The organism is Embleya sp. NPDC059237 (assembly GCF_042754105.1).
GTDB lineage: Bacteria > Actinomycetota > Actinomycetes > Streptomycetales > Streptomycetaceae > Embleya.
On the sequence record NZ_JBHZAE010000001.1, the window covers coordinates 820,683 to 841,369 of the forward strand.

A 20,687-nucleotide genomic window follows, 5' to 3' on the forward strand; every position below is an offset into this window, starting at 1 on the left:
TCCGTCCCCGTATGAGCCCGTCATTCCTCTCGTCCCCCGAGATCCCGCTCGCCGAGGCCGAGACGCTGCGCCTGACCACCCGCCGGCCGCGCACGGGGCCGACCGGCCCGCTGACCGAGGCGGCCCGCTGGGGTGCGCTCACCCTGCCGGTCGGCCGGTTCTCGCTGCACGAGGTGAACCCCAAGCGCGATCTGCCGCTTCTGCACGCGTGGATGAACGACCCGGTGACCGCCCGCTGGTGGGAGTTGGCCGGGGACGAGGAGGTGGTGCGCCGACACCTGGCCGGCCAGGCCGTGCGCGGTCACAGCAGCGCCTACCTGGGCTGCCTCGACGACGAGCCGGTCAGCTACTGGGAGCTGTACCGGGCCGACCTGGACGACCTGGCCCGGCACTACCCCGCGCGCCCGCACGACGTGGGCATCCACCTGCTGATCGGGCCCGCCGGCGTGCGCGGGCGCGGGATCGGCTCGCTGCTGCTGCGCGCGGTCGCCGAACTGGTGCTGCGCGCCGCGCCCGACACGATGCGGGTGGTGGCCGAGCCGGACGTGCGCAACGAGGCATCGGTGCGCGCCTTCGAGCGGGCCGGCTTTCAGCGCCTGGACGATGTGCTCCTGCCGGACAAGACCGCCGCGCTGATGGTGCGCCCACGCACCGCGCGGGAATCGGGTGCCCGGCCGTGACCGATCTCCTGCCCGCGCCGCGTCGGGCGGCCGACCCCGGCGCGGTGGTGCACGACCTGGTGGGCATCGGCATCGGGCCGTTCAACCTGGCGCTGGCGGCGCTGGCCGACCGGGTCGAGCCGCTGCGCACGCTGTTCCTGGACCGCGCGCCCACGTTCAGTTGGCATCCGGGGCTGCTCCTGGACGGCACTACCCTCCAGGTGCCGTTCCTGGCCGACCTGGTCACCCTGGTCGACCCGACCAACCCGTGGTCGTTCCTGGCCTATCTGCGCGCGCACGACCGGCTGTTCCCGTTCTACTTCGCCGAACGCCTGCATGTGCCCCGGCGCGAATACGACCACTACTGCCGCTGGGTCGCCGAGGCACTGCCCGCCTGCCGCTTCGGCAGCGAGGTGGTCTCCGTCGCCTGGGAGGGCGACCTGTACCGGATCGACTTTCGCGACGTGGCCGGCGGCGAGCACCACCGGGTGCACGCGCGGCACGTGGTGCTGGGCATCGGCACCGAACCGGTGGTGCCCGAGCCGTTCGCGCACCTGCTCGGGGACAGCGTGCTGCACGCGGCCGACTACCTCGACCACCGCGCCGATCTCACCGACGCCGAGGACGTCACGGTGCTCGGCTCGGGCCAGTCCGGCGCGGAGGTGTTCCTGGACCTGCTGCGCCGGCGCACCGGCCCCAGCCGGCGGCTGACCTGGCTGACCCGATCGCCCGCGTTCGCCCCGATGGAATACTCCAAACTCGGCCTGGAGCACTTCACGCCCGACTACACGCGCTACTTCCACGGCCTGCCCGAGCCGGTGCGCGACCGACTGCTGCCCGAGCAGTGGCAGTTGTACAAGGCGATCAGCGCGGACACCATCGCCGCGATCCACGACGAGTTGTACGAGCGCGGCATCGCCGGCGGCCGGGTGCGCGCCACGCTGATGCCCGACGTGACGGTCACCGCCGCGCGGATCACCGGCGACGGGGTGGAACTGGGCTGCCGACACGGCGAGCAGGACCGCGCGTTCACCGTCCGCACCGATCGGGTGGTGCTGGCCACCGGCTACGCACAGCGGCACCCCGCGATGCTCGACCCGCTGTGGGACCTGATCAATCGCGACGCCGCCGGGCGCCCGCTGATCGGCCTGGACCACCGGGTCACCCTGCCGGCGCACGTCACCGGCGGCCTGTACACGCAAAACGCCGAGCTGCACACGCACGGCGTGGGCACACCCGATCTGGGCCTGGGCGCGCACCGGGCCGCGACCATCCTCAACTCCGTGTGCGGTGGTGCGGTCTACCGACTGCCGATCCGCACCGCGTTCACCACGTTCGGCCTGGCCGCGGGCGACACCGAGCCCGCCCGCCGACCGCACCGACGGAGCGCGACCGACCCCGCAGAGGTACGCAATGTCGCAGTCGAACCCGGAAGCGGAGCCCATCGAGGCCGAACTGCCGCACCAGGGCGCCCGACACGCAGCGCCTGAGCCCGCCTCCCGGGTGCCCGCCGCGCGCCACGGGGCGCCCTCCACGGATTCGGAGCTGTGGCGGCGGGTCAACCGGGACATGATCGCCAAGGCGATCGCCGAGTTCGCCTACGAGGAACTGCTCGCCCCCGTCGCCGACGGCGACACCTACACCGTCGGGGTGTCCGGCGACGTGCACTACCGTTTCCGGGCCCGACGCGGCGCCTACGACGCGTGGCACGTGGACCCGGCGTCGGTGGTGCGCGAGTGGGAGGGCGGCGCCGATCCGGCCGAGGACATGCTCCAGTTCCTGCTCGACGCGCACACCGTGATCGGCCTCGCCGGCGACACCGCCGGGCACCTGGTGCGCGAGTTGACCGCGACGCTGGCCGCCGACGCGGCGATCGCGGCGAGCGCGCCGGCCGCGGCCGTGCTGGCCGACCTGGGCTACGCCGAACTGGAGGGCCACCAGACCGGTCACCCGTGGATCGTGCCGAACAAGGGCCGCGTCGGCTTCTCGGCGAGCGACGCGCGCGCCTACGCGCCCGAGGCGCGCCGCCCGATGCGGCTGCCGTGGATCGCGGTGCACCGGGACCTGGCACAGTGGCGGGCGGTGCCGGGCCTGGCCGAACAGCGGCTCTACGACGAGGAACTGGACCCGGCGACCAGTGAGCGCTTTTGCCGCGCACTGGCCGCGCGGGTGTCGGCGCCGGAGGAGTACCGGTGGCTTCCGGTGCACCCGTGGCAGTGGGACGAGGCGATCGCGACGCTGTTCGCGCCGGAGTTGGCCGCCGGGCGGATCGTGCCGCTGGGCGAGGCCGAGGACCGGCACCTGGCCCAGCAGTCGGTCCGTACGTTCCTCAACGTGGACCGCCCCACCCGCCGCACCGTCAAACTGCCGCTGTCGGTGCTCAACACGCTGGTGTGGCGCGGCCTGCCCAGCGAGCGCACGCTCGCCGCGCCCGCGGTCACCGCGTGGGTGCACGGCCTGCGCGACGCGGACCCGTTCCTGCGCGACGAATGCCGGGTGATCATGCTCGGCGAGACCGCGTCGATCACCGTGCGCCATCCGGTCCTCGAGGAACTGCCCGGCGTGCCCTACCAGTACCGCGAACTGCTCGGCGCGATCTGGCGCGAACCGCTGGCCCCGCACCTCGACCCCGGCGAGCGTGCCCGCACCCTCGCCTCGCTACTGCACGTGGACCAGGCCGGGCGGCCGTTCGTCGTCGAACTGATCGAACGCTCCGGCCTGGCCCCCCGGGTGTGGCTGCGCCGGCTCTTCCACACGCTGCTGCCGCCGCTGCTGCACTGCCTGTACCGCTACGGCCTGGTGTTCTCGCCGCACGGGGAGAACACGATCGTGGTCTTCGACGAGCACGACGTCCCGGTCCGGCTGGCGATCAAGGACTTCGTCGACGACGTCAACATCAGCGACCGGCCGCTGCCGGAGTTGGCCGCGCTGCCCGCCGACGTGGACGCGGTCCTGCTCCGGGAGAAGCCCGACTACCTGTGCCAGTTCATCCACGCCGCGCTCCTGGTCGGCCACCACCGCTACCTCGCCGATCTCGCGGTCGCCCACCTGGGCATCCCCCAGGAGGGGTTCTGGGCGCTGGTCCGCGAGGAGGTGCTGGAACATCAGGCGGCGTTCCCCGAACTGGCGGACCGCTTCGAGCTGTTCGACCTGCTCACGCCCCGGATCGACCGGCTGTGCCTGAACCGCAATCGGCTGCTCCTGGACGGCTACCGGGACCGCCCCACGCGCCCGCACGTGGGCGCGCACGGGACCGTGCCCAACCCGCTGTGCAGGTGAGACGCGCCCCGATCCGACCCGGTCTCGCGAACAACCTGTCCGGTTTGCCGATGGTGTGATCCCCATCACGATGCCAGAATGCGGCGGGTGACCGACGTCGCCGAAAACGCGAGGCAACCCCTGAGGGTCGCCGCCGCACAGGCCCAGGCGCGGCCGGGCGACATCCCCGCGAATGTCGCCACGGCCGCGCAACTCGTGCGCTTCGGTTCCTCGGCCGGCGCCGATGTCGTGGTGTTGCCGGAGCTGTTCCTGTCGGGCTACGACCTCGACCTGTTCCGACCCGACGTGAAACCGTGCGACATCGTGCCCGGCGACACCCGGCTCGGCGAGTTGCAGGCCGCCTGCTACGCCACCCGCACGGTCGCCGTGGTCGGCGCCGCGGTGCGCCGCGCGGGCGGGCGGACCATCTCGCTGCTGGTGATCGGCCGCGACGGCGACGCGCACGTGGCCTACGACCGCCAACACCTGTGGCGCGAGGAACGCGAACTGTTCCGCCCCGGCGACCACGGCTGCACGATCGAGATCGCCGGCTGGCGGCTGGGCCTGGGCAGCGCCTACGACGTGAGCTTTCCCGAACACGCGCGCGCGGCCGTGCACGACGGTTGCGACGCGTACCTGTGCCCGGGGGTGTACACCCGCGGCGACAGTGAACACCGGCGCGACCTCTACTTCGCCGCCCGCGCCCTGGAGAACACCTGCTACACGGTGGTGGCCAACCACATCGGCGACACCGGCCTGGGCCCCGCCTGCGGACGCAGCGGGGTGTACGGACCGGATGGGCGCGTGGTGATCGAGGCCGACGGGGAACGGGTGGACGTGGTCGCGGCCACCTTCCAGGACATCGAGATCGACGCCGCCCGCGAGTGCCTGACCATGCTGGAGGACCTGCCCTCGCGAGCACGTGCGGCGGCGGGCGCGCGCCGCGAGACGATCAAGCTCGACTGAGCCGGCGCCGAGGCCGGCATTCGGGCGCGGAAGACCGTAGTCTCGCCGGAACGCCGATACCTACCGACGGGTAATGGTCGGGCAACGACGAGAGGGGAGCGCTCGTGCGCACAACTCGCAGGGCGATCGCGGGCCTGGCCGCACTGACGGCGCTCGGCGCGCTGTCCGCCTGCTCGGACGACTCCGGCGATGCCAAGGCATCCGCCGCCGCGAAGAGCGGCGCCCCCGCGGGGACGCAGGCCGCCCCCGCACCGGCCGGCGCACTGCCCGCCGCCGCCAGTGGCGCCACCTACGTCGCGCTCGGCGACTCGTACGCGGCCGGCGTGAAGATACCGGTGATCGTGCCCACCGCGCCGCCCGGCTGCAGCCGCTCGGAGAGCAACTACGCGCACCTGGTGGCCAAGCAGAAGAACATCGCCGGCTTCGTCGACGTCACCTGCGGGGGAGCCAGGACCCCGGACCTGACGGTCGGCCAGCAGACCCAGGGCACCCCGCCGCCGCAGTTCGACGCGCTGCGCCCGGACACCGCGTTGGTCACCCTGGGCGTGGGCGGCAACGACATCGGCTTCTCCGAGATCGTCACGATGTGCGTGCTGCAAAGCCGCAGCACCACCTCGACCCAGCCGTGCACCGACAAGTACGCCCCGGGCGGCAACGACGAGTTGACCAAGCGGATCGGGGACACCGGGCCCAAGTTGGCCGCCGCCATCACCGGTATCAAGGAGCGCTCGCCCAAGGCCCGGATCCTGGTCGTCGGCTACCCCACGATCCTGCCGGAGAGCGGCCCAGGCTGCCCCACCCAGGTGCCCGTCGCCGACGGCGACCTGCCGTACCTGCGCAAGGTGGTGCCCGCGCTCAACGACATGATCGCCAAGGAGGCGGCCAAGCAGGGCGCGGAATACGTCGACACCTACACCGGCTCGGCCGGCCACGACGTGTGCAAGCCGGTCGGCACCAAGTGGGTCGAGGGCGTCAAGCCGGAGTCGCCCGCCGGCCCCGTGCACCCCAACGCGCTCGGCCAGGAGGCCATGGCCAAGGCGGTGCTGGCCAAGCTCGGCTGAGCCGGAAAACCTTCGGGGAGGAGTCGGACGAAGCGGGCCGCGCGGTCGGGGATGTCGGTCGGAGCATCTAGGCTTGTCGCCCGATGAGCGACTCCGACCGTCCCGCGCTGACCGAACTCCTGCACGCCGCCGTCGCCGCCGTCGGCGGATCGGAGCGACCCGGACAAGTATCGATGGCCGAGGCCGTCGCCGGCGCGGTTGCCCGTGCCGAACACCTGCTGGTCCAGGCCGGCACCGGCACCGGCAAATCGTTGGCCTACCTGGTGCCCGCGCTGGCCGCGCACCGCAAGGTCGTGGTGGCCACCGCGACCCTCGCGCTCCAGCGCCAACTCGTCGAGCGCGACCTGCCGCGCACGGTCGAGGCGCTGCGCCCGCAACTGCGCCGTTCGCCGACCTTCGCCACGCTCAAGGGGCGCGGCAACTACCTGTGCCTGCACCGGCTGCACGACGGGCCGCCCGACGAGGGCGAGGTGCTGTTCGACCCGGCGCCCACGAGCAAACTCGGGCAGGACGTGGTCCGGGTGCGCGACTGGGCCGACGAGACCGACACCGGCGACCGCGACGACCTGAGCCCGGGGGTCAACGACCGAGCCTGGGCCCAGGTGTCGGTGTCCTCGCGCGAGTGCCTGGGCGCCTCGCGCTGCCCGTACGGCGACGACTGCTTCGCCGAGGCCGCGCGCGAGCGGGCCAAGCAGGCCGACATCGTGGTGACCAACCACGCGCTGCTCGCCATCGACGCGTTGGAGGACGCGCCGGTGCTGCCCGAGCACGAGTTGCTGATCGTCGACGAGGCGCACGAGTTCGCGAGCCGGGCCACGGGCGTGGCCACCGCCGAGCTGAGCCTGAGCGCGGTCGACCGGGCCGCGCGGCGCGCCGGCAAGCTGGCCAACGAGGGCGCGGTGGACAACCTGAACGCCGCCTCGGAGGCGTTCCGCAAGACGCTGGACGGGCGCGAGCCGGGCCGGTTGCGCGAGGTGGATCCGGACCTGGGCTGGACGGTGACCGCGCTGCGCGACGCGAGCCGGGGCGTGATCACCTCGCTCGGCGAGGTCCGGGACAAGTCGCTGAGCAACGAGGACGCGGCCCGCCGCCAGGCGCTGGCCGGTGTCGAGCACATCCACGACACCTGCGAGCGCATCCTGCGCGAGTCGCCGCACGACGTGATCTGGATGGAGCGCAACGAGCGCACCGGCGCGTCGCTGCGGGTGGCCCCGATCGCGGTGGCCGGGCTGCTGCGCGAGGCCCTGTTCGGCGACCGCACCGTGGTGCTCACGTCGGCCACGCTCATGCTCGGCGGCAACTTCCGCGGTGTGGCGAGCAGCCTGGGGCTGAGCCCCGAGGGCATGTTGACCGACGCGCCCGAGCCGGTGCCCACGGAGGTCGCGGTGCGCCCGGGCGACGACGAGGAGGCGGCGGGGGAGGACGATGCCGACGACGACCTGGCGCAGTGGCGCTGTCTCGATGTGGGTTCGCCGTTCGACTACCCCAGGCAGGGCATCCTCTACGTGGCGCGACACCTGCCACGCCCCGGGCAGGGCGGGATCGGCGCGGACGCGCTGGACGAGCTGGCCGAGCTGATCGAGGCCGCGGGCGGCCGGGCGCTGGGCCTGTTCTCCTCGCGGCGCGGCGCGGAGGCGGCCACCGAGGCGCTGCGCGAGCGACTCGACGTGCCGATCCTGTGCCAGGGCGACGACTCGCTGGCCGAGCTGTTGCGGCGGTTCGCGGCCGAGCCGCGCACGTGCCTGTTCGGCACGTTGTCGCTGTGGCAGGGCGTGGACGTACCCGGGCCGTCCTGCCAGTTGGTGATCATGGACAGGATCCCGTTCCCGCGTCCCGACGACCCGCTGATGAGCGCACGAACCCAGACGGTCCAGGAAAGCGGCGGCAACGGCTTCATGGCGGTCTCGGCCACCCACGCCGCGCTGTTGATGGCCCAGGGGGCCGGCCGGCTGATCCGGTCGATGAACGACCGGGGAGTGGTGGCGGTGCTCGACTCGCGCCTGGCCACCGCCCAGTACGGCGGCTTCTTCAGGGCTTCGATGCCCCCGCTGTGGTACACGGAGGACCGCAACCAGGTCCGCCGATCATTGGCCGCGATCGACAAGGACTGACTCTCGGGCGCTTCGCGCCGGCTCGCGAGGCACCACTTTTCTGCTCCCCCGCTTCGCTCCTCCGCAGAAAAGCGGCCCCTCGCTCGGGGCCGTGTGCCCCTCCGCTTCGCTCCGGGTCACCCGGCCCGATTTTTTCTGCGGCTCCGCCGCTCTCCGCGTGTCGATCTCCACGGTCGGCCCGGGGCGGGGGCGCTGACGCGCTTGGGGGTGGACCGGTTCGGGGGGCGGACCGTGTCGTTTCGATGGCCGAAAGGGTGCTGCGTTGTGTGGGTGATCCGGGGTCACCGGGGCGGCGGGGTTGCGCCGGACGGGAAACGGGCGGTCGTTCGGCGTGGGTTTGCCGGACGACCGCCCGTGGGCGGTATGTGGGGGTCCCCGGTCATCTCAGACTCGGCGCATGACGGCGACCACACGGCCCAGGATGGTGGCCTCGTCGCCCGGGATGGGCTCGTAGGCCGGGTTGTGCGGCATCAGCCAGCGGTGGCCGTCCCGGTGCCGCAAGCGCTTGACGGTGGCCTCGCCGTCGAGCATCGCCGCGACGATGTCGCCGTTCTCGGCGACCGGCTGGCGGCGGACCGCGACGTAGTCGCCGTCCATGATCGCGGCCTCGATCATCGAGTCGCCGCTGACCTTGAGCAGGAACACGTCACCGTCGCCGACCAACTGGCGCGGCAGCGGGAAGACGTCCTCGACGGACTGCTCGGCCAGGATCGGACCGCCGGCCGCGATCCGGCCGACCACCGGGACGTAGGACGCGGCCTGCGAGCCGCGCTCGGCGTGCGGCCCGGCCGGCGCGAGCGGACGCCCGCCGTCGGGCGAACGCACCTCGTAGGCGCGCGGACGATGCGGATCACGGCGCAAATAGCCCTTGCGTTCGAGCGCCATCAACTGGTGCGCGACGGAGGACGTGCTGGACAGTCCGACCGCCTCGCCGATCTCGCGCATGCTCGGCGGATATCCGCGCGACTCGACGGAGGTGCGGATCACTTCGAGGACGCGCGTCTGGCGCGGCGTCAGCCCCCCCGCCGGACGCCGCGTCGCACCGCCCTGGACCTGCGCGTTCTCGGTGCCCGGGGCGGGCGCCGGCGGCGGCACGGTGGCGCTGTGCGGGTGTTTCGCGGGGAGGGTTTCGGTGCGGATTCCGGGGTGGATGGCTCCGGTGGCTTCTCCGGTCACGGCTGGCCCTTTCGACGGATTGCTCGCACGTGGAGAACGGTAGTCGGGTTCGAAAGGTTGCGCCAAACACACGTTCGAGTGAATTTAGGCCAATCCGGTGGCGATCATTCGGTTCCCGCTGTAGTAATCGTACATACATTCGAATTCCGTTCGGGAATTGCCCACGGAACCGATGCCCGAAATGTCGCGAGCGCCGCTCGTGTGCCGCGACACGCGGCCGGTCGGGTTAATTTCGCCGACTCCTCGGGCGGTGACCTGCGGGGATGACGAGAGGTCACCACGGGCTCTCCGAGTGTCTGCGAGTCGGCTTGCAGCGCCTCGGGTCGCGGTCTACCGTAGCCACTACATCTTGTGGTCGAGGGCGTTGCAGAAGCCCACAAGTTGTGGTTGCCGTATATACTATGTTCCCGGAGCATTCCCGGACCGCACCGGACGGGCCCCCAGGCGTGGGCCCTCGGGGCGAGGGCGCGGCAACCCGCGGCACCACCAGGGCACGTTTCGCCGCTCCGCGCGCGACGCGCACGAGCACCACGCAGGACCTGCGTCTGAACGAGGGGGAGAGGGAACGGCATGCACTGCCCCTTCTGTCGGCGAGCGGACAGCCGCGTCGTGGACAGCCGGACCACCGACGACGGGGCCGCCATCCGGCGCCGCCGCTCGTGCCCCGACTGCGGACGACGCTTCACCACGATCGAGACCGCCTCGCTCACGGTGATCAAGCGCAGCGGCGTCACCGAGCCGTTCAGCCGGGACAAGGTCATCGCCGGTGTGCGCAAGGCGTGCCAGGGCCGCCCGGTCACCGGTGACGCGCTGGCCCTGCTCGGCCAGCGGGTCGAGGAGGCGGTGCGGGCCACCGGGTGCGCCGAGTTGACCACCCACGACGTGGGCCTGACCATATTGGGCCCGCTCCGTGAGCTCGACGAGGTCGCCTACCTGCGGTTCGCGTCCGTGTACCGGGCCTTCGAGTCCCTGGAGGACTTCGAGGCCGAGGTCGCGCTGCTGCGCGCGGGTCGCGCGGAGTCGATCGGGCCCGAGGTGCCCGCGAACGCGGCGGACGCTCCCGCCGCGGACTAGCGCGGGTCACCCACGCGCGGGTCATTCACATTTTCATTCGGTAGTACACGTCGGTAGCACAGGAACGACGGACCACCCGACCGGTCATCCGGGTCCTCCCATCGGGATGCCCCGGCCTGCCCACGGCGTTGTTCAAAAGAGGAGACGGCATGACAGAGACGACGAGCGGCTCAGCACGCGGTGCCGGTCGGTCACGACCCGGCAAGGGCCTGCGGATCGAGCGCGTCTACACGACCCCCGGCGTCCACCCGTACGACGAGGTGGTCTGGGAGCGTCGTGACGTCGTCATGACCAACTGGCGCGACGGTTCGATCAACTTCGAACAGCGCGGCGTCGAGTTCCCCGACTCCTGGTCGGTGAACGCGGTCAACATCGTCACGAGCAAGTACTTCCGCGGTGCGGTGGGCACGCCGCAGCGCGAGTGGAGCCTGAAGCAGCTGATCGACCGGGTCGTGAAGACCTACCGCAAGTCGGGCGAGGAGAACGGCTACTTCGCCGGCCCCGCCGACGCGGAGATCTTCGAGCACGAGTTGGCGTACGCCCTCCTGCACCAGATCTTCAGCTTCAACTCGCCGGTCTGGTTCAACGTCGGCACCGCGCAGAAGCAGCAGGTCAGCGCGTGCTTCATCCTGTCGGTCGACGACTCGATGGACTCGATCCTGGACTGGTACAAGGAAGAGGGTCTGATCTTCAAGGGCGGCTCGGGCGCCGGCCTGAACCTGTCCCGGATCCGCTCCAGCAAGGAACTGCTCACCTCGGGCGGCAACGCCTCGGGTCCGGTCTCCTTCATGCGCGGCGCCGACGCCTCCGCCGGAACGATCAAGTCGGGCGGCGCCACCCGCCGCGCGGCCAAGATGGTCGTGCTCGACGTCGACCACCCCGACATCGAGGACTTCATCGACACCAAGGTCAAGGAGGAGGAGAAGATCCGCGCGCTGCGCGACGCGGGCTTCGACATGGACCTCGGTGGCGCCGACATCGCGTCGGTGCAGTACCAGAACGCGAACAACTCGGTCCGGGTCTCGGACGAGTTCATGAACGCCGTCGAGCAGGGCAAGGAGTTCGGGCTGCGCGCCCGGCTCACCGGCGACGTGCTGGAGACGGTCGACGCCAAGTCGCTGTTCCGGCGCATGGCCGAGGCCGCGTGGGCCTGCGCCGACCCCGGCATCCAGTACGACGACGAGATCAACAAGTGGCACACGTGCCCCGAGTCGGGTCGGATCACCGCGTCCAACCCGTGCTCGGAGTACATGCACCTGGACAACTCGTCCTGCAACCTCGCCTCGCTGAACCTGATGAAGTTCCTGCGCGAGGACGACACCTTCGACGCGGTCAACTTCGCCAAGGTCGTCGAGCTGGTCATCACCGCGATGGACATCTCGATCTGCTTCGCCGACTTCCCGACCGAGAAGATCGGCGAGACCACCCGCGCGTTCCGCCAGCTGGGCATCGGCTACGCCAACCTCGGCGCGCTGCTGATGGCCACCGGCCACGCGTACGACAGCGACGGCGGCCGGGCGCTGGCCGGTGCGATCACCTCGCTGATGACCGGCACCGCGTACAAGCGCTCCGCCGAGCTGGCCGCGATCGTCGGCGCGTACGACGGCTACGCCCGCAACGCCGAGCCGCACAAGCGGGTGATGCGCCAGCACGCCGACGCCAACGACGCCGGCAAGCGTATGGACGACCTGGACACCCCCGTGTGGGACCTGGCCACCAAGGCGTGGAAGGACGTCGCCAAGCTCGGCGACAAGCACGGCTTCCGCAACGCGCAGGCCTCGGTGCTGGCCCCCACCGGCACGATCGGCCTGATGATGGACTGCGACACCACCGGTGTCGAGCCCGACCTCGCGCTGGTGAAGTTCAAGAAGCTGGTCGGCGGCGGCTCGATGCAGATCGTCAACGGCACGGTCGCCCGGGCGCTGACCCGGCTCGGCTACCAGCCGGAGCAGGTCGAGGCGATCGTCGAGCACATCGCCGAGCACGGCCACGTGGTGGACGCGCCCGGCCTGAAGACCGAGCACTACGAGGTGTTCGACTGCGCGATGGGCGAGCGCACCATCTCGCCGATGGGCCACGTGCGGATGATGGCGGCGATCCAGCCGTGGATCTCCGGCGCGATCTCCAAGACGGTCAACATGTCCGAGGACGCCACCGTGGAGGAGATCGAGGAGATCTACTTCCAGGGCTGGAAGCTGGGCATCAAGGCGCTCGCGATCTACCGCGACAACTGCAAGGTCGGCCAGCCGCTCTCGGCCGGCAAGGGCGAGAACAAGGGCAAGGCCGACGACGGCAAGTCGACCGCGGCCACCGTGGTGGAGAAGGTCGTCGAGTACCGCCCGGTCCGCAAGCGCCTGCCCAAGGGCCGGCCCGGCATCACCACCTCCTTCTCGGTGGGCGGTGCCGAGGGCTACATGACCGCCAACTCCTACCCGGACGACGGCCTCGGCGAGGTCTTCCTGAAGATGTCCAAGCAGGGCTCGACCCTGGCGGGCATGATGGACGCCTTCTCGATCGCGGTCTCGGTGGGCCTGCAGTACGGCGTGCCGCTGGAGACCTACGTCTCCAAGTTCACCAACATGCGGTTCGAGCCGGCCGGTCTGACCGACGACCCGGACGTGCGGATGGCCCAGTCGATCGTCGACTACATCTTCCGCCGCCTGGCGCTCGACCACCTGCCGTTCGAGACCCGCTCGGCGCTCGGCATCCACTCGGCCGCGGAGCGCACCCGGCACCTGGAGACCGGTTCCTACGAGCCGGACGAGCCGGCCGCCGCGGAGGACATGCGCACCCTCGCGCAGTCCGCGCCGACCGATGCCGCGCCCAAGGCCCCGGACCTGAAGCCGGTGCCGGCCGCGGTGCACTCCTCCACCGAGCTGCTGGAGGCCCGCCAGGGCCGCAGCGCGGACGCCCCGCTGTGCTTCTCCTGCGGGATCAAAATGCGCCCGGCGGGCAGCTGCTACGTCTGCGAGGGCTGCGGCTCGACCAGCGGGTGCAGCTGATCGCGAGAGCGGTACGGCCTCAGGGATGAGGTGAACGCCTGAAAGGGGCGGGGAACCGGTACCGGTTCCCCGCCCCTTTCGGTGTTTCCCGCTTTCGGGCCTCAGCCCGCGAGCTGCTTGGCCTTCGCCTCGCGCTTGGCGAACACCTCGTCGCGCATCGACTCCATCTCCTTGAGCACGTTCTTGCGCTCGCGCTTGGAGAGCCGGTCGATGTACAGGTAGCCGTTGAGGTGGTCGGTCTCGTGCTGGAGGCAGCGGGCGAAGTAGCCCTCGCCCTCGATCACCAGCGGGTTGCCGTCCTTGTCCACCCCCCGCGCGATGGCGCGGTCGGGGCGGGCCAGGTCCTCGTGCGGGCCCGGGACGGACAGGCAGCCCTCGCCCGCCTCCTCCAGGTGCCGCTCGGTCGCGGGCAGTTCGTCCAGGACCGGGTTGAGGATGTGGCCGACGTGCCGGTGGCCGTCCTCGTCCACGCAGTCGTAGACGAACAGCCTGATGCCGACGTCGACCTGGTTCGCGGCCAGGCCCACGCCATCGGCGACGTACATGGTCAGGAACATGTCGTCGATCAGCGTGTTCAGCTCGTCGGTGCCGAACTCGGTGATCTCGGCGCAGGGCCGGTGCAGGACTTCCTCGCCGACCACGGTGACGCGCAGGACCTTGCCGCGCGCGGCCTCGGGCGCCATGGCGGGGTACGAGTCCACCGGGCGGCCCATCACAAAGATCCGGCCCTTTTCGTGATCGTGGTGATCGTGGCTGGAGTGGTCGTGGTGCTCGGCCATCGGTCTGCTTTACCTTTCCACCAGGGCATGAACCCGAATCACCCTACCCGCCCCGGTCAGGGCAGGACGGCCGACGCCTTCGCCGTGATGGTGACCTCGCCGGGTTCGGTGACGGTCACCTCGGTCCAGCCGTCCTCGGTCTCGCCGATGCTCGTATTGGGCTTGTTCGCGACGAACCAGCTGGTCCGGTGGATCCGTACGGTGAACGTGCCGGCCTGCTGGGCGAGCAGGGTGAAGCCGCTCGGGGTGATGTCGACCAGCTGCCCGGGGCCGTCCAGGAGCGGAACCGGGTCGGCCACCTCCCAGATCACCCAGTGCGGGTCGGACCACACCGGCACCAGCCAGTCGGCGCCCGCGCGCAGGATCTCCGCCTCGCGCTTGGCCGACGGGTCCAGCGGGACGTCGGGCAGCGCGATGAAGCGCACCCCGGTCTCGCGCACCCACGCGTGGTACTGCGCCTCGTCCAGGCCGGGGCCGTACAACACCGAGTTGTGCGCGCGGTCGAGCTGGCGCTCCCAGCCGCGGGCGAGCGGCATGTGCTCGGCGACGTAGACCGTCTCCCAATGGCCGCGGGTGAACGGGATCTCGATCCGGCCCACCGGCAGATTGGCCCGCTCCAGGAAGTCGAGCATCCCGGTGTAGTAGGCGGAGTTCTTGCCGGTGCTGTCCTGGTTGTTGAAGGCGACCGCCTTGCCGGCCGAGGAGAACTGCCAGGCGAGCAGCGGTACGGCGAGCAGGATCACCAGGCGACGGCGACCCAGCGAGAGCAGCACCACGGCCATCAGCGGGCCGGCGCACAACTCGCCGAGCCGGGCCACGTTGCCGCCCACGGCGCTGGGGATCAGGTACAGCACGGTGGAGGAGAGCGCGTACAACCACAGGAAGCGGCGCGCGCTGACCTCGGTGCGCGGGACCAGGGCCAGGCCCACGCCCGCGAAGCCCAGGATCGCGGCGAACCGCCACAGCGGGAAGGCGAAGTCGCCGCCGCCGGGGAAGACCAGCGACATCACCAGGCCGAGCACGGCCGGGGACAGGCTGAACCGGGTTGCCCACACCCGCTCGGAGGGCACCCACGCCAGCGCGATCATCAACAGGAACGCCGCGGCCAGCGGGCTGGCCAGGCCGCAGAAGCCGGCCGCCACCGCCGCCCACGCCCGATGCCCGGATCGGGCCGCCAGGATCGCCATCAGGCCGGCGGCCACGCCGAGCACGAACGGGGTGCGGCCGATCAGGTATTCGATGCTGACGATGACCGCGAACCAACAACTGCCGACCCGGCGGGCCAGGTCACCGCGTCCCAGGCGCAACCGGGAGAACGCCCACGCGGCGGCGACGCAGGAGATCGCGGTGAGCAGGCGCGTGCCGATGCCGCCGGCCAGAACCGGGGTGATCACGCTGTAGCCGGGCAGCAGGTGCCCGCCGTACCACTGGTTGTTCCACAACACCGCGCCGTGGTCGCGCACCAGCCAGGCGCGGAAGATCTGGGCCGGCCAGTCGGCGCCGTTGATGCCGAGCACGGTCAGCAGGCCGACCAGGGCCAGAGTGATCACGTACGGGTGCTCGGTGATCCCGATCAGCACCGTGCGCGCGTGTCGGCGCCACGTACGGCGGGCGGTGCCGCCCGCGCCCGATGTGGGCTCCCCCAGGGGTATGCGGCCGTCCAGAGCATGTGTCATGACAGCCCCAGTTTTTCACGCCGGGGCCGATGGGGTGCAGGTGGGCATTGAGGTAGGACGCCGGATTGTCCGATGTATGACGGGCCATGACGCAATGTCCATCGAGAAATCACCGGTGTGCCGCGAAAAAATCCTTCGTTCGGATGAATCGGTGGTTCAGACCACGGGGCCGTTCGGGGGGACGGCGAGGTCATCCTCAGGGGGTGGTTCGGGCGGGTTGGGCAGCCCCGCGCGGGCGCGCAGGTCGCGCGGGTCGCGCGGGCCCTCGATACGGCGGATCACGGACAGCGCGGCGGTGTGGAACGCCTCCAGGAACGCCTGCGCGGTGGACGCCGGCCATTCGGCGCGTTGGACCGCGTGCATGTTGTGGTCGGTGTCGCACCAGCACGCCACCTCGACGGTGGCGGTGACGCTGACGAAGGGCCCGTCCAGCTGCCAGACGTCCAGACCCAGTTCGAGCCAGTCCCCGTCGGCCTCGTACAGGAGCAGCGCGGTGCCCAGGATGTGCGGCGACGGCTCGGGCTCGGGTTCCGGGCTCAGCGGATCGGGCTCGTTCCAGAACCAGCGCGCGGGGTCGTCGAGGGAGCGGCGCAGATCGAGCGCTCTCGCGGCGGCGACCAGGCGTTCACGGCCATGGTCGTCCAGATCGGGAAACAGCCGCTCGAACGGGATGTCCGAGGCAGGGCGCTCGGTGGCGGGCACGCGGGCATTCTGCCGTGGCGAGGGGTCTTCCCGTCAACGTCGGGTTCGGTGACAGCCACCGACGATGGCCGAATTTGCCCTTCTATGCCGGGACTGTGCCGCTGTCATGGCGGGTGAGAGGCGATTCATCGACTCCATTCGCCATCGATTCGGCACCGACCCGATGACGCTCGACCACGCCGCTCCGGACGGGACCGTCGTCCGCGGGCGTGACCGGATTCGGCAGAATTCGATCGGCGTATTTTTCTGCGCACACCACCACGGTGGTCTTCGACGAGGGGAGCCCGTCATGCGGGTAGCGGTGTTCGCGGGGTCGGCGTCGGGCGTCTCGCCCCGGTTCCGGGAGGCGGCGACCGAACTCGGCCGCGGGCTCGCGGAGGCGGGTGTCGGGATCGTCTACGGCGGCGGACACGTGGGTCTGATGGGCGCGGTCGCCGACGCCTGTCTGGCGGCGGGCGGCGAGGTGATCGGCGTGATGCCGCGCTCGCTGGTGGATCGCGAGATCGCCCACCGCGGTCTGACCGATCTTCAGGTCACCGAGACGATGCACGAGCGCAAGGCGGCGATGGCGGCCCAGGCGGACGCCTTCGTCGCGCTGCCCGGCGGTGCGGGCACGCTGGAGGAGTTGTTCGAGGTCTGGACCTGGCAGCACCTGGCCATCCACACCAAGCCGGTCGCGGTCCTGGAGGTGGACGGCTTCTGGCGTCCGCTGCTCGACGCGCTGGACACGATGACCGCCAACGGCTTCCTCAAGCCGGACCTGCGCTCGACGCTGCTGGTGGCGCGGGGCGCCGCGAGCCTGTTGGCCGAGGTCAAGGCGTGGCAGCCCCGGGCACCCAAGTGGGCCGGCGGTCTGGACCCGGACGCGCCGCCGGCGCCGTGAGCGGGGCGGGGGTGGGTCGCGGACCCGCCCCCGCCCACTCGGCGGGTCAGGGTTTGTTGCCCTTGCCCTTGAAGAGTTTGGCGTCGCGCGCGGACACCGTGACCGGTCCGGGGCGGTCGACGGTGATCTCGCTCCACTCGTCCTTGGTCGCCTTGATCACGATCTCGGGCCGGTCGGCGGTCACCCAGAAGGTCGGGTGGATCTTCACCACGAACGTGCCCGCGGAGTGCGCGTTGAAGGAGAACCGGCTGGGCGTCAGCTCGGTCAGCTCGCCCGGCCCCTCGACGATCGGGCTCGGGTTCTCCACCTCCCAGATCTGCCAGCGCCCGTCCTTTTCCGTGTAGACCGGCTTGAGCCACGGGATGCCCTTGCGGATCAGGTCGGCCTCGGGGATCGCCGACGGATCGATCGGGATGTCGGGCAGGGCCACGAAGCGCACGCCCGTGTCGTCGATCCAGTCGCGATACTCCTCGACGGTCAGGTCCTTCTGGTAGAGCACCGCGTTGTAGTTGCGGTCCAACTGGCGCTCCCAGCCGCGCGCCAGCGGCATCTTCTCGGCGACGAAGACCGACTCCCAGTGCCCGCGCGTGAACGGGATCTCCACCCGGCCCAGCGGGTGGGTGTTGTTCTTCTGGAGGTAGTCGAGCATGCCCGCGTAGTACTGCGGCTTCTCGCCCGGCGAGTCCTTGATGTCGTGCGTGATGGCCAGCGCGGCGGACTGGAACTGCCAGACCAGCAGCGGCAGGGTCAGCAGCACCACCAGCCGGCGCCGGCCGGCCGAGAGCAGGACCACCGCCATCAGCGGCCCGGACGTCAGCTCGCCCAGCCGGGCCAGGTTGCCGCCGAGCGAGGTCGGCACGAAGAAGAAGATCACCGCGGTGGCGGCGTACAACCACAGGAAGCGCCGGGCGCTCTTCAGCTCCTTGGGCAGTATCGCCAGGCCGACCGCGGCGAAGGCCAGGATCGGCAGGAACCGCCACCACGGGAACGGGAACATGCCCTCGTTCGGGAACGCGAGCGCGGCGACCAGGCCGAGCGCGGCCGGGGCGAAGCACAGCCGGGTCGGCCAGACCCGCTCCCGGGGTACCCACGCGAGCGCGACCAGCATCAGGAACGCGCCGGACAGCGGGCTGGACAGGCCGCACAGCAGCGCGGCGAAGCCGGCCCACAGGGGGTGCCTGCGGCGGGCGGCCAGTATCGCGAGCATGCCCGCCGCGACGCCGAGCGCGAACGGGGTGCGGCCGATCAGGTAGTCGACGCTGCACATCACCGCGAACCAGCAGCTGCCCACCTGGCGGGCGAAGTCGTTGGCGCCGACCCGGAGCTTGTCCCAGGCCCACGCCGAGGTGACGCAGGACAGCGCGGTGAGGGTGGCGGTGCCGATCTTGGAGGCGATCACCGGCGCGAGGATGCTGTAGCCCGGGAGCAGGTGGCCGCCGTACCACTGGTTGTTCCACAGGTAGGTGCCGTGGTCGCGGATCAGCCAGGTGCGGAAGTATTGCGCCGGCCAGTCGGGGCCGTTCACCCCGGTGACGATGATCAGGCCGATCAGACCCGCGGTTATCAGGTAGGGACGCTCGATGATCGCGTTGGCGAGTGCCCGGAAACGACGGCGATCCGCCGGCGCTGCGGGTCGATCCGTCGTCGGTGTCTGCACATCGCTCGTCACATGACCCGAGTTTTCCAGACGCGGGGCTCGGCGTCGCCGGCGGGTGTCCGACATGGGCAGTTTTGTGGGTTTATTCGCTTTGATGCCGAGGGTATTCCCGCAGGTTGTGCCGTTGTGCCGCTGCCTGCTGCTGCCCGGCCGGTGCGGGCTGCTTGGTCTATCCCCGCTGCTCGGCGCGCCGGAGGCCGAGTACGACGAGGGCGCCGAGCAGGGACGCGCCGGCCGCCATCAGGATGGCCAGGTCCATGCCGCCCGCGTCGACGAGGGCGACCACGAGCGCGGCGCCGATCGAGGCGCCGGTGTAGCGGGCGGTGCTGTTGGCGCCGGAGCCCATGCTCGCGCGGTCGGCGGGCACGCTCTCCACCCCGAGGCGGGCCAGTGCGGTGTTGACGAGGCCGACCCCGAAGCCGCCGACCAGCAGGCCCGGTACGGCCCGGAGCCAGGAGTCGGCGGGGCCGATCCCGTACAGGCCCAGGAAGCCGACGGCGGAGACGAGCAGGCCCGCTGCGAAGCGGTGGGCGGGGTCGGGCAGCACATGCACCCGGCCGACGACGAACGAGGTGATCGCGGCCATGGCCGACCACAGGCCGAGCAGGAGCGCGGAGTCCAGGGCGCTCAGGCCGAGGGTGCCCTGGAACACGGTCGCCAGGTAGGCGGCGATGGCGATCACCGCGATGCCGGCGATCAGCGCACCGAACGTGGCGGCCAGGAACGCGGGCCGGGCGAACATGCGCAGGTCCAGCATCGGCGCCCGGCCGCGCAGCGCGGTCGCGGCGTAGCCGGCCAGCAGGAGTACGGCGGCCACCAGCAGTGCGTCGACCACCGGGCGCGACCACCCCTGGCGGCCCTCGATCAGCGCGGCGGTGAGCGCGATCAGTCCCGGGCCCAGGGTGAGCGTGCCCCACGCGTCCGGCCGGCGCGGGTGCTCGGCGCGCGACTCGGGCATGCTGCGGGCGACGACGGCCAGGCCCAGTGCGGCCAGTGCGGTGAACCAGTAGGGCGCGGACCGGTGCAGTTGCACCAGGGCGGCGCCGGTCGGCGGCCCGAGCACCATGCCCACGCCGATCGAGGAGCCGTAGGCGGCCATCGCCCGCCCGCGTGCGGCGCCCCGGTGGTTGTGCGCGAGCAGGCCGAGCCCGGCGGACATGATCGCCGCGCCGGCGACGCCTTGGAGGGCGCGGCCGATCACGTACAGCGGCAACGACGGGGCCAGTGCGGTGAGTGCGGAGGACAGCGCCAGGCCGAGCGCGCCCGCCGTGAATACCCGGCGGCGGCCCAGGTCGTCGGCGAGGCTGCCGGTGATCAGCAGGGCGGCGGACAGGCCCAGGCCGATGGCGCTGAGGATCCAGGCCGGACCGCTCGAACCGGCGTGCAGGTCGCGGAGGGTGTCCGGAACGATCGCCATCGGCATCGTGTAGGTCGCCAGGAGCAGCAGCGTGCCCAGCGCCACCACCGGCAGGGTGCGGTCGGCGCCGCCGGTTCTGTCGAGGGCGGACTCGGACGTGGCGGGCGTTGCGGATGTCGTGCGCGTGGCGGCGGCGGATGTGGCGATGGACATGGTTGTGCTCCCCGGATTGCGACTCCTGGCGCGTAGGTTCGGTGAATGAACCGACGGTGCCCGAGCAACGTAGCATCCATTGGTTCGATGAATGAACCGACCCGGGGTTAAAG

15 protein-coding genes are annotated in these 20,687 nt (G+C 71.3%); 9 read left to right on the forward strand and 6 right to left on the reverse strand.

Features of this window, described 5'->3' with window-relative positions; genetic code table 11:
• The first annotated feature begins 11 nt into the window (after positions 1-11).
• The 6 genes from ACFXKZ_RS03650 (at position 12) to ACFXKZ_RS03675 (ending at position 8,055) form a co-directional block, all read left to right on the forward strand.
• Entirely contained in the window at positions 12-680 is a 669-nt protein-coding gene (locus ACFXKZ_RS03650) for a GNAT family N-acetyltransferase (protein ID WP_379995966.1), read from the forward strand.
• On the forward strand, positions 677-2,149 hold the full coding sequence (locus ACFXKZ_RS03655) for a lysine N(6)-hydroxylase/L-ornithine N(5)-oxygenase family protein (protein ID WP_379995968.1): 1,473 nt from the start codon (positions 677-679) through the stop codon (positions 2,147-2,149). The genes ACFXKZ_RS03650 and ACFXKZ_RS03655 overlap by 4 nt, the downstream gene beginning before the upstream one ends.
• Complete coding sequence (locus ACFXKZ_RS03660) at positions 2,073-3,938, forward strand: IucA/IucC family protein (RefSeq protein ID WP_379995970.1); 1,866 nt, start codon at positions 2,073-2,075, stop codon at positions 3,936-3,938. Before ACFXKZ_RS03655 ends, ACFXKZ_RS03660 begins: the two co-directional genes overlap by 77 nt.
• 87 nt (positions 3,939-4,025) lie before the next feature.
• The gene (locus tag ACFXKZ_RS03665; protein WP_379995972.1) at positions 4,026-4,883 is read left to right on the forward strand and encodes a carbon-nitrogen hydrolase family protein; all 858 of its coding nucleotides are present in this window, start codon (positions 4,026-4,028) and stop codon (positions 4,881-4,883) included.
• Positions 4,884-4,987: 104 nt separating this feature from the next.
• Positions 4,988-5,944, forward strand: coding sequence for an SGNH/GDSL hydrolase family protein (locus ACFXKZ_RS03670; protein WP_379995974.1), 957 nt, complete (start codon positions 4,988-4,990; stop codon positions 5,942-5,944).
• A gap of 83 nt (positions 5,945-6,027) precedes the next feature.
• Positions 6,028-8,055, forward strand: coding sequence for an ATP-dependent DNA helicase (locus ACFXKZ_RS03675; protein ID WP_379995976.1), 2,028 nt, complete (start codon positions 6,028-6,030; stop codon positions 8,053-8,055).
• Positions 8,056-8,439: 384 nt separating this feature from the next.
• Here the strand turns inward: ACFXKZ_RS03675 and lexA are convergent, their stop codons facing one another.
• Positions 8,440-9,231 (reverse strand): transcriptional repressor LexA, encoded by a 792-nt coding sequence (gene lexA / locus ACFXKZ_RS03680; RefSeq protein WP_379995978.1) that lies wholly within the window; start codon positions 9,229-9,231, stop codon positions 8,440-8,442.
• A 570-nt stretch (positions 9,232-9,801) separates the two neighbouring features.
• Between lexA and nrdR the strand changes: the two genes are divergently transcribed.
• Both nrdR and ACFXKZ_RS03690 read left to right on the forward strand, forming a co-directional pair.
• On the forward strand, positions 9,802-10,305 hold the full coding sequence (gene nrdR, locus ACFXKZ_RS03685; RefSeq protein WP_379995980.1) for a transcriptional regulator NrdR: 504 nt from the start codon (positions 9,802-9,804) through the stop codon (positions 10,303-10,305).
• 149 nt (positions 10,306-10,454) lie between these two features.
• The gene (locus ACFXKZ_RS03690) at positions 10,455-13,307 is read left to right on the forward strand and encodes a vitamin B12-dependent ribonucleotide reductase (protein ID WP_379995982.1); all 2,853 of its coding nucleotides are present in this window, start codon (positions 10,455-10,457) and stop codon (positions 13,305-13,307) included.
• A gap of 101 nt (positions 13,308-13,408) precedes the next feature.
• On the opposite strand, the gene def is transcribed toward ACFXKZ_RS03690, so the two are convergent.
• The 3 genes from def to ACFXKZ_RS03705 all read right to left on the reverse strand — a co-directional run bounded on the left by def (position 13,409) and on the right by ACFXKZ_RS03705 (position 16,464).
• Positions 13,409-14,086, reverse strand: a complete 678-nt coding sequence (gene def / locus ACFXKZ_RS03695; protein ID WP_379995984.1) for a peptide deformylase — start codon at positions 14,084-14,086, stop codon at positions 13,409-13,411.
• Between the two features lie 56 nt (positions 14,087-14,142).
• The gene (locus ACFXKZ_RS03700; protein ID WP_379995986.1) at positions 14,143-15,762 is read right to left on the reverse strand and encodes a hypothetical protein; all 1,620 of its coding nucleotides are present in this window, start codon (positions 15,760-15,762) and stop codon (positions 14,143-14,145) included.
• A gap of 156 nt (positions 15,763-15,918) precedes the next feature.
• Positions 15,919-16,464, reverse strand: a complete 546-nt coding sequence (locus ACFXKZ_RS03705) for a hypothetical protein (protein WP_379995988.1) — start codon at positions 16,462-16,464, stop codon at positions 15,919-15,921.
• Positions 16,465-16,753: 289 nt separating this feature from the next.
• Between ACFXKZ_RS03705 and ACFXKZ_RS03710 the strand changes: the two genes are divergently transcribed.
• Entirely contained in the window at positions 16,754-17,347 is a 594-nt protein-coding gene (locus ACFXKZ_RS03710; protein WP_379995990.1) for a TIGR00730 family Rossman fold protein, read from the forward strand.
• A 46-nt stretch (positions 17,348-17,393) separates the two neighbouring features.
• Here ACFXKZ_RS03710 and ACFXKZ_RS03715 read toward each other — a convergent pair whose 3' ends face one another.
• The gene (locus ACFXKZ_RS03715) at positions 17,394-19,016 is read right to left on the reverse strand and encodes a hypothetical protein (protein ID WP_379995992.1); all 1,623 of its coding nucleotides are present in this window, start codon (positions 19,014-19,016) and stop codon (positions 17,394-17,396) included.
• A 157-nt stretch (positions 19,017-19,173) separates the two neighbouring features.
• A complete protein-coding gene (locus ACFXKZ_RS03720; RefSeq protein ID WP_379995994.1) occupies positions 19,174-20,574 on the reverse strand; it encodes an MFS transporter in 1,401 nt (466 codons plus the stop codon).
• Positions 20,575-20,687 lie beyond the last annotated feature (113 nt).

Excerpts from the sequence above, each read along its gene's own strand:
- ACFXKZ_RS03650 (WP_379995966.1), top strand. The coding sequence starts at position 12 with ATGAGCCCGTCATTCCTCTCGTCCCCCGAGATCCCGCTCGCCGAGGCC.
- ACFXKZ_RS03660 (WP_379995970.1), top strand. The coding sequence starts at position 2,073 with ATGTCGCAGTCGAACCCGGAAGCGGAGCCCATCGAGGCCGAACTGCCG.
- ACFXKZ_RS03675 (WP_379995976.1), top strand. The coding sequence starts at position 6,028 with ATGAGCGACTCCGACCGTCCCGCGCTGACCGAACTCCTGCACGCCGCC.
- nrdR (WP_379995980.1), top strand. The coding sequence starts at position 9,802 with ATGCACTGCCCCTTCTGTCGGCGAGCGGACAGCCGCGTCGTGGACAGC.
- ACFXKZ_RS03690 (WP_379995982.1), top strand. The coding sequence starts at position 10,455 with ATGACAGAGACGACGAGCGGCTCAGCACGCGGTGCCGGTCGGTCACGA.
- def (WP_379995984.1), bottom strand. The coding sequence starts at position 14,086 with ATGGCCGAGCACCACGACCACTCCAGCCACGATCACCACGATCACGAA.
- ACFXKZ_RS03700 (WP_379995986.1), bottom strand. The coding sequence starts at position 15,762 with ATGACACATGCTCTGGACGGCCGCATACCCCTGGGGGAGCCCACATCG.
- ACFXKZ_RS03710 (WP_379995990.1), top strand. The coding sequence starts at position 16,754 with ATGCGGGTAGCGGTGTTCGCGGGGTCGGCGTCGGGCGTCTCGCCCCGG.
- ACFXKZ_RS03720 (WP_379995994.1), bottom strand. The coding sequence starts at position 20,574 with ATGTCCATCGCCACATCCGCCGCCGCCACGCGCACGACATCCGCAACG.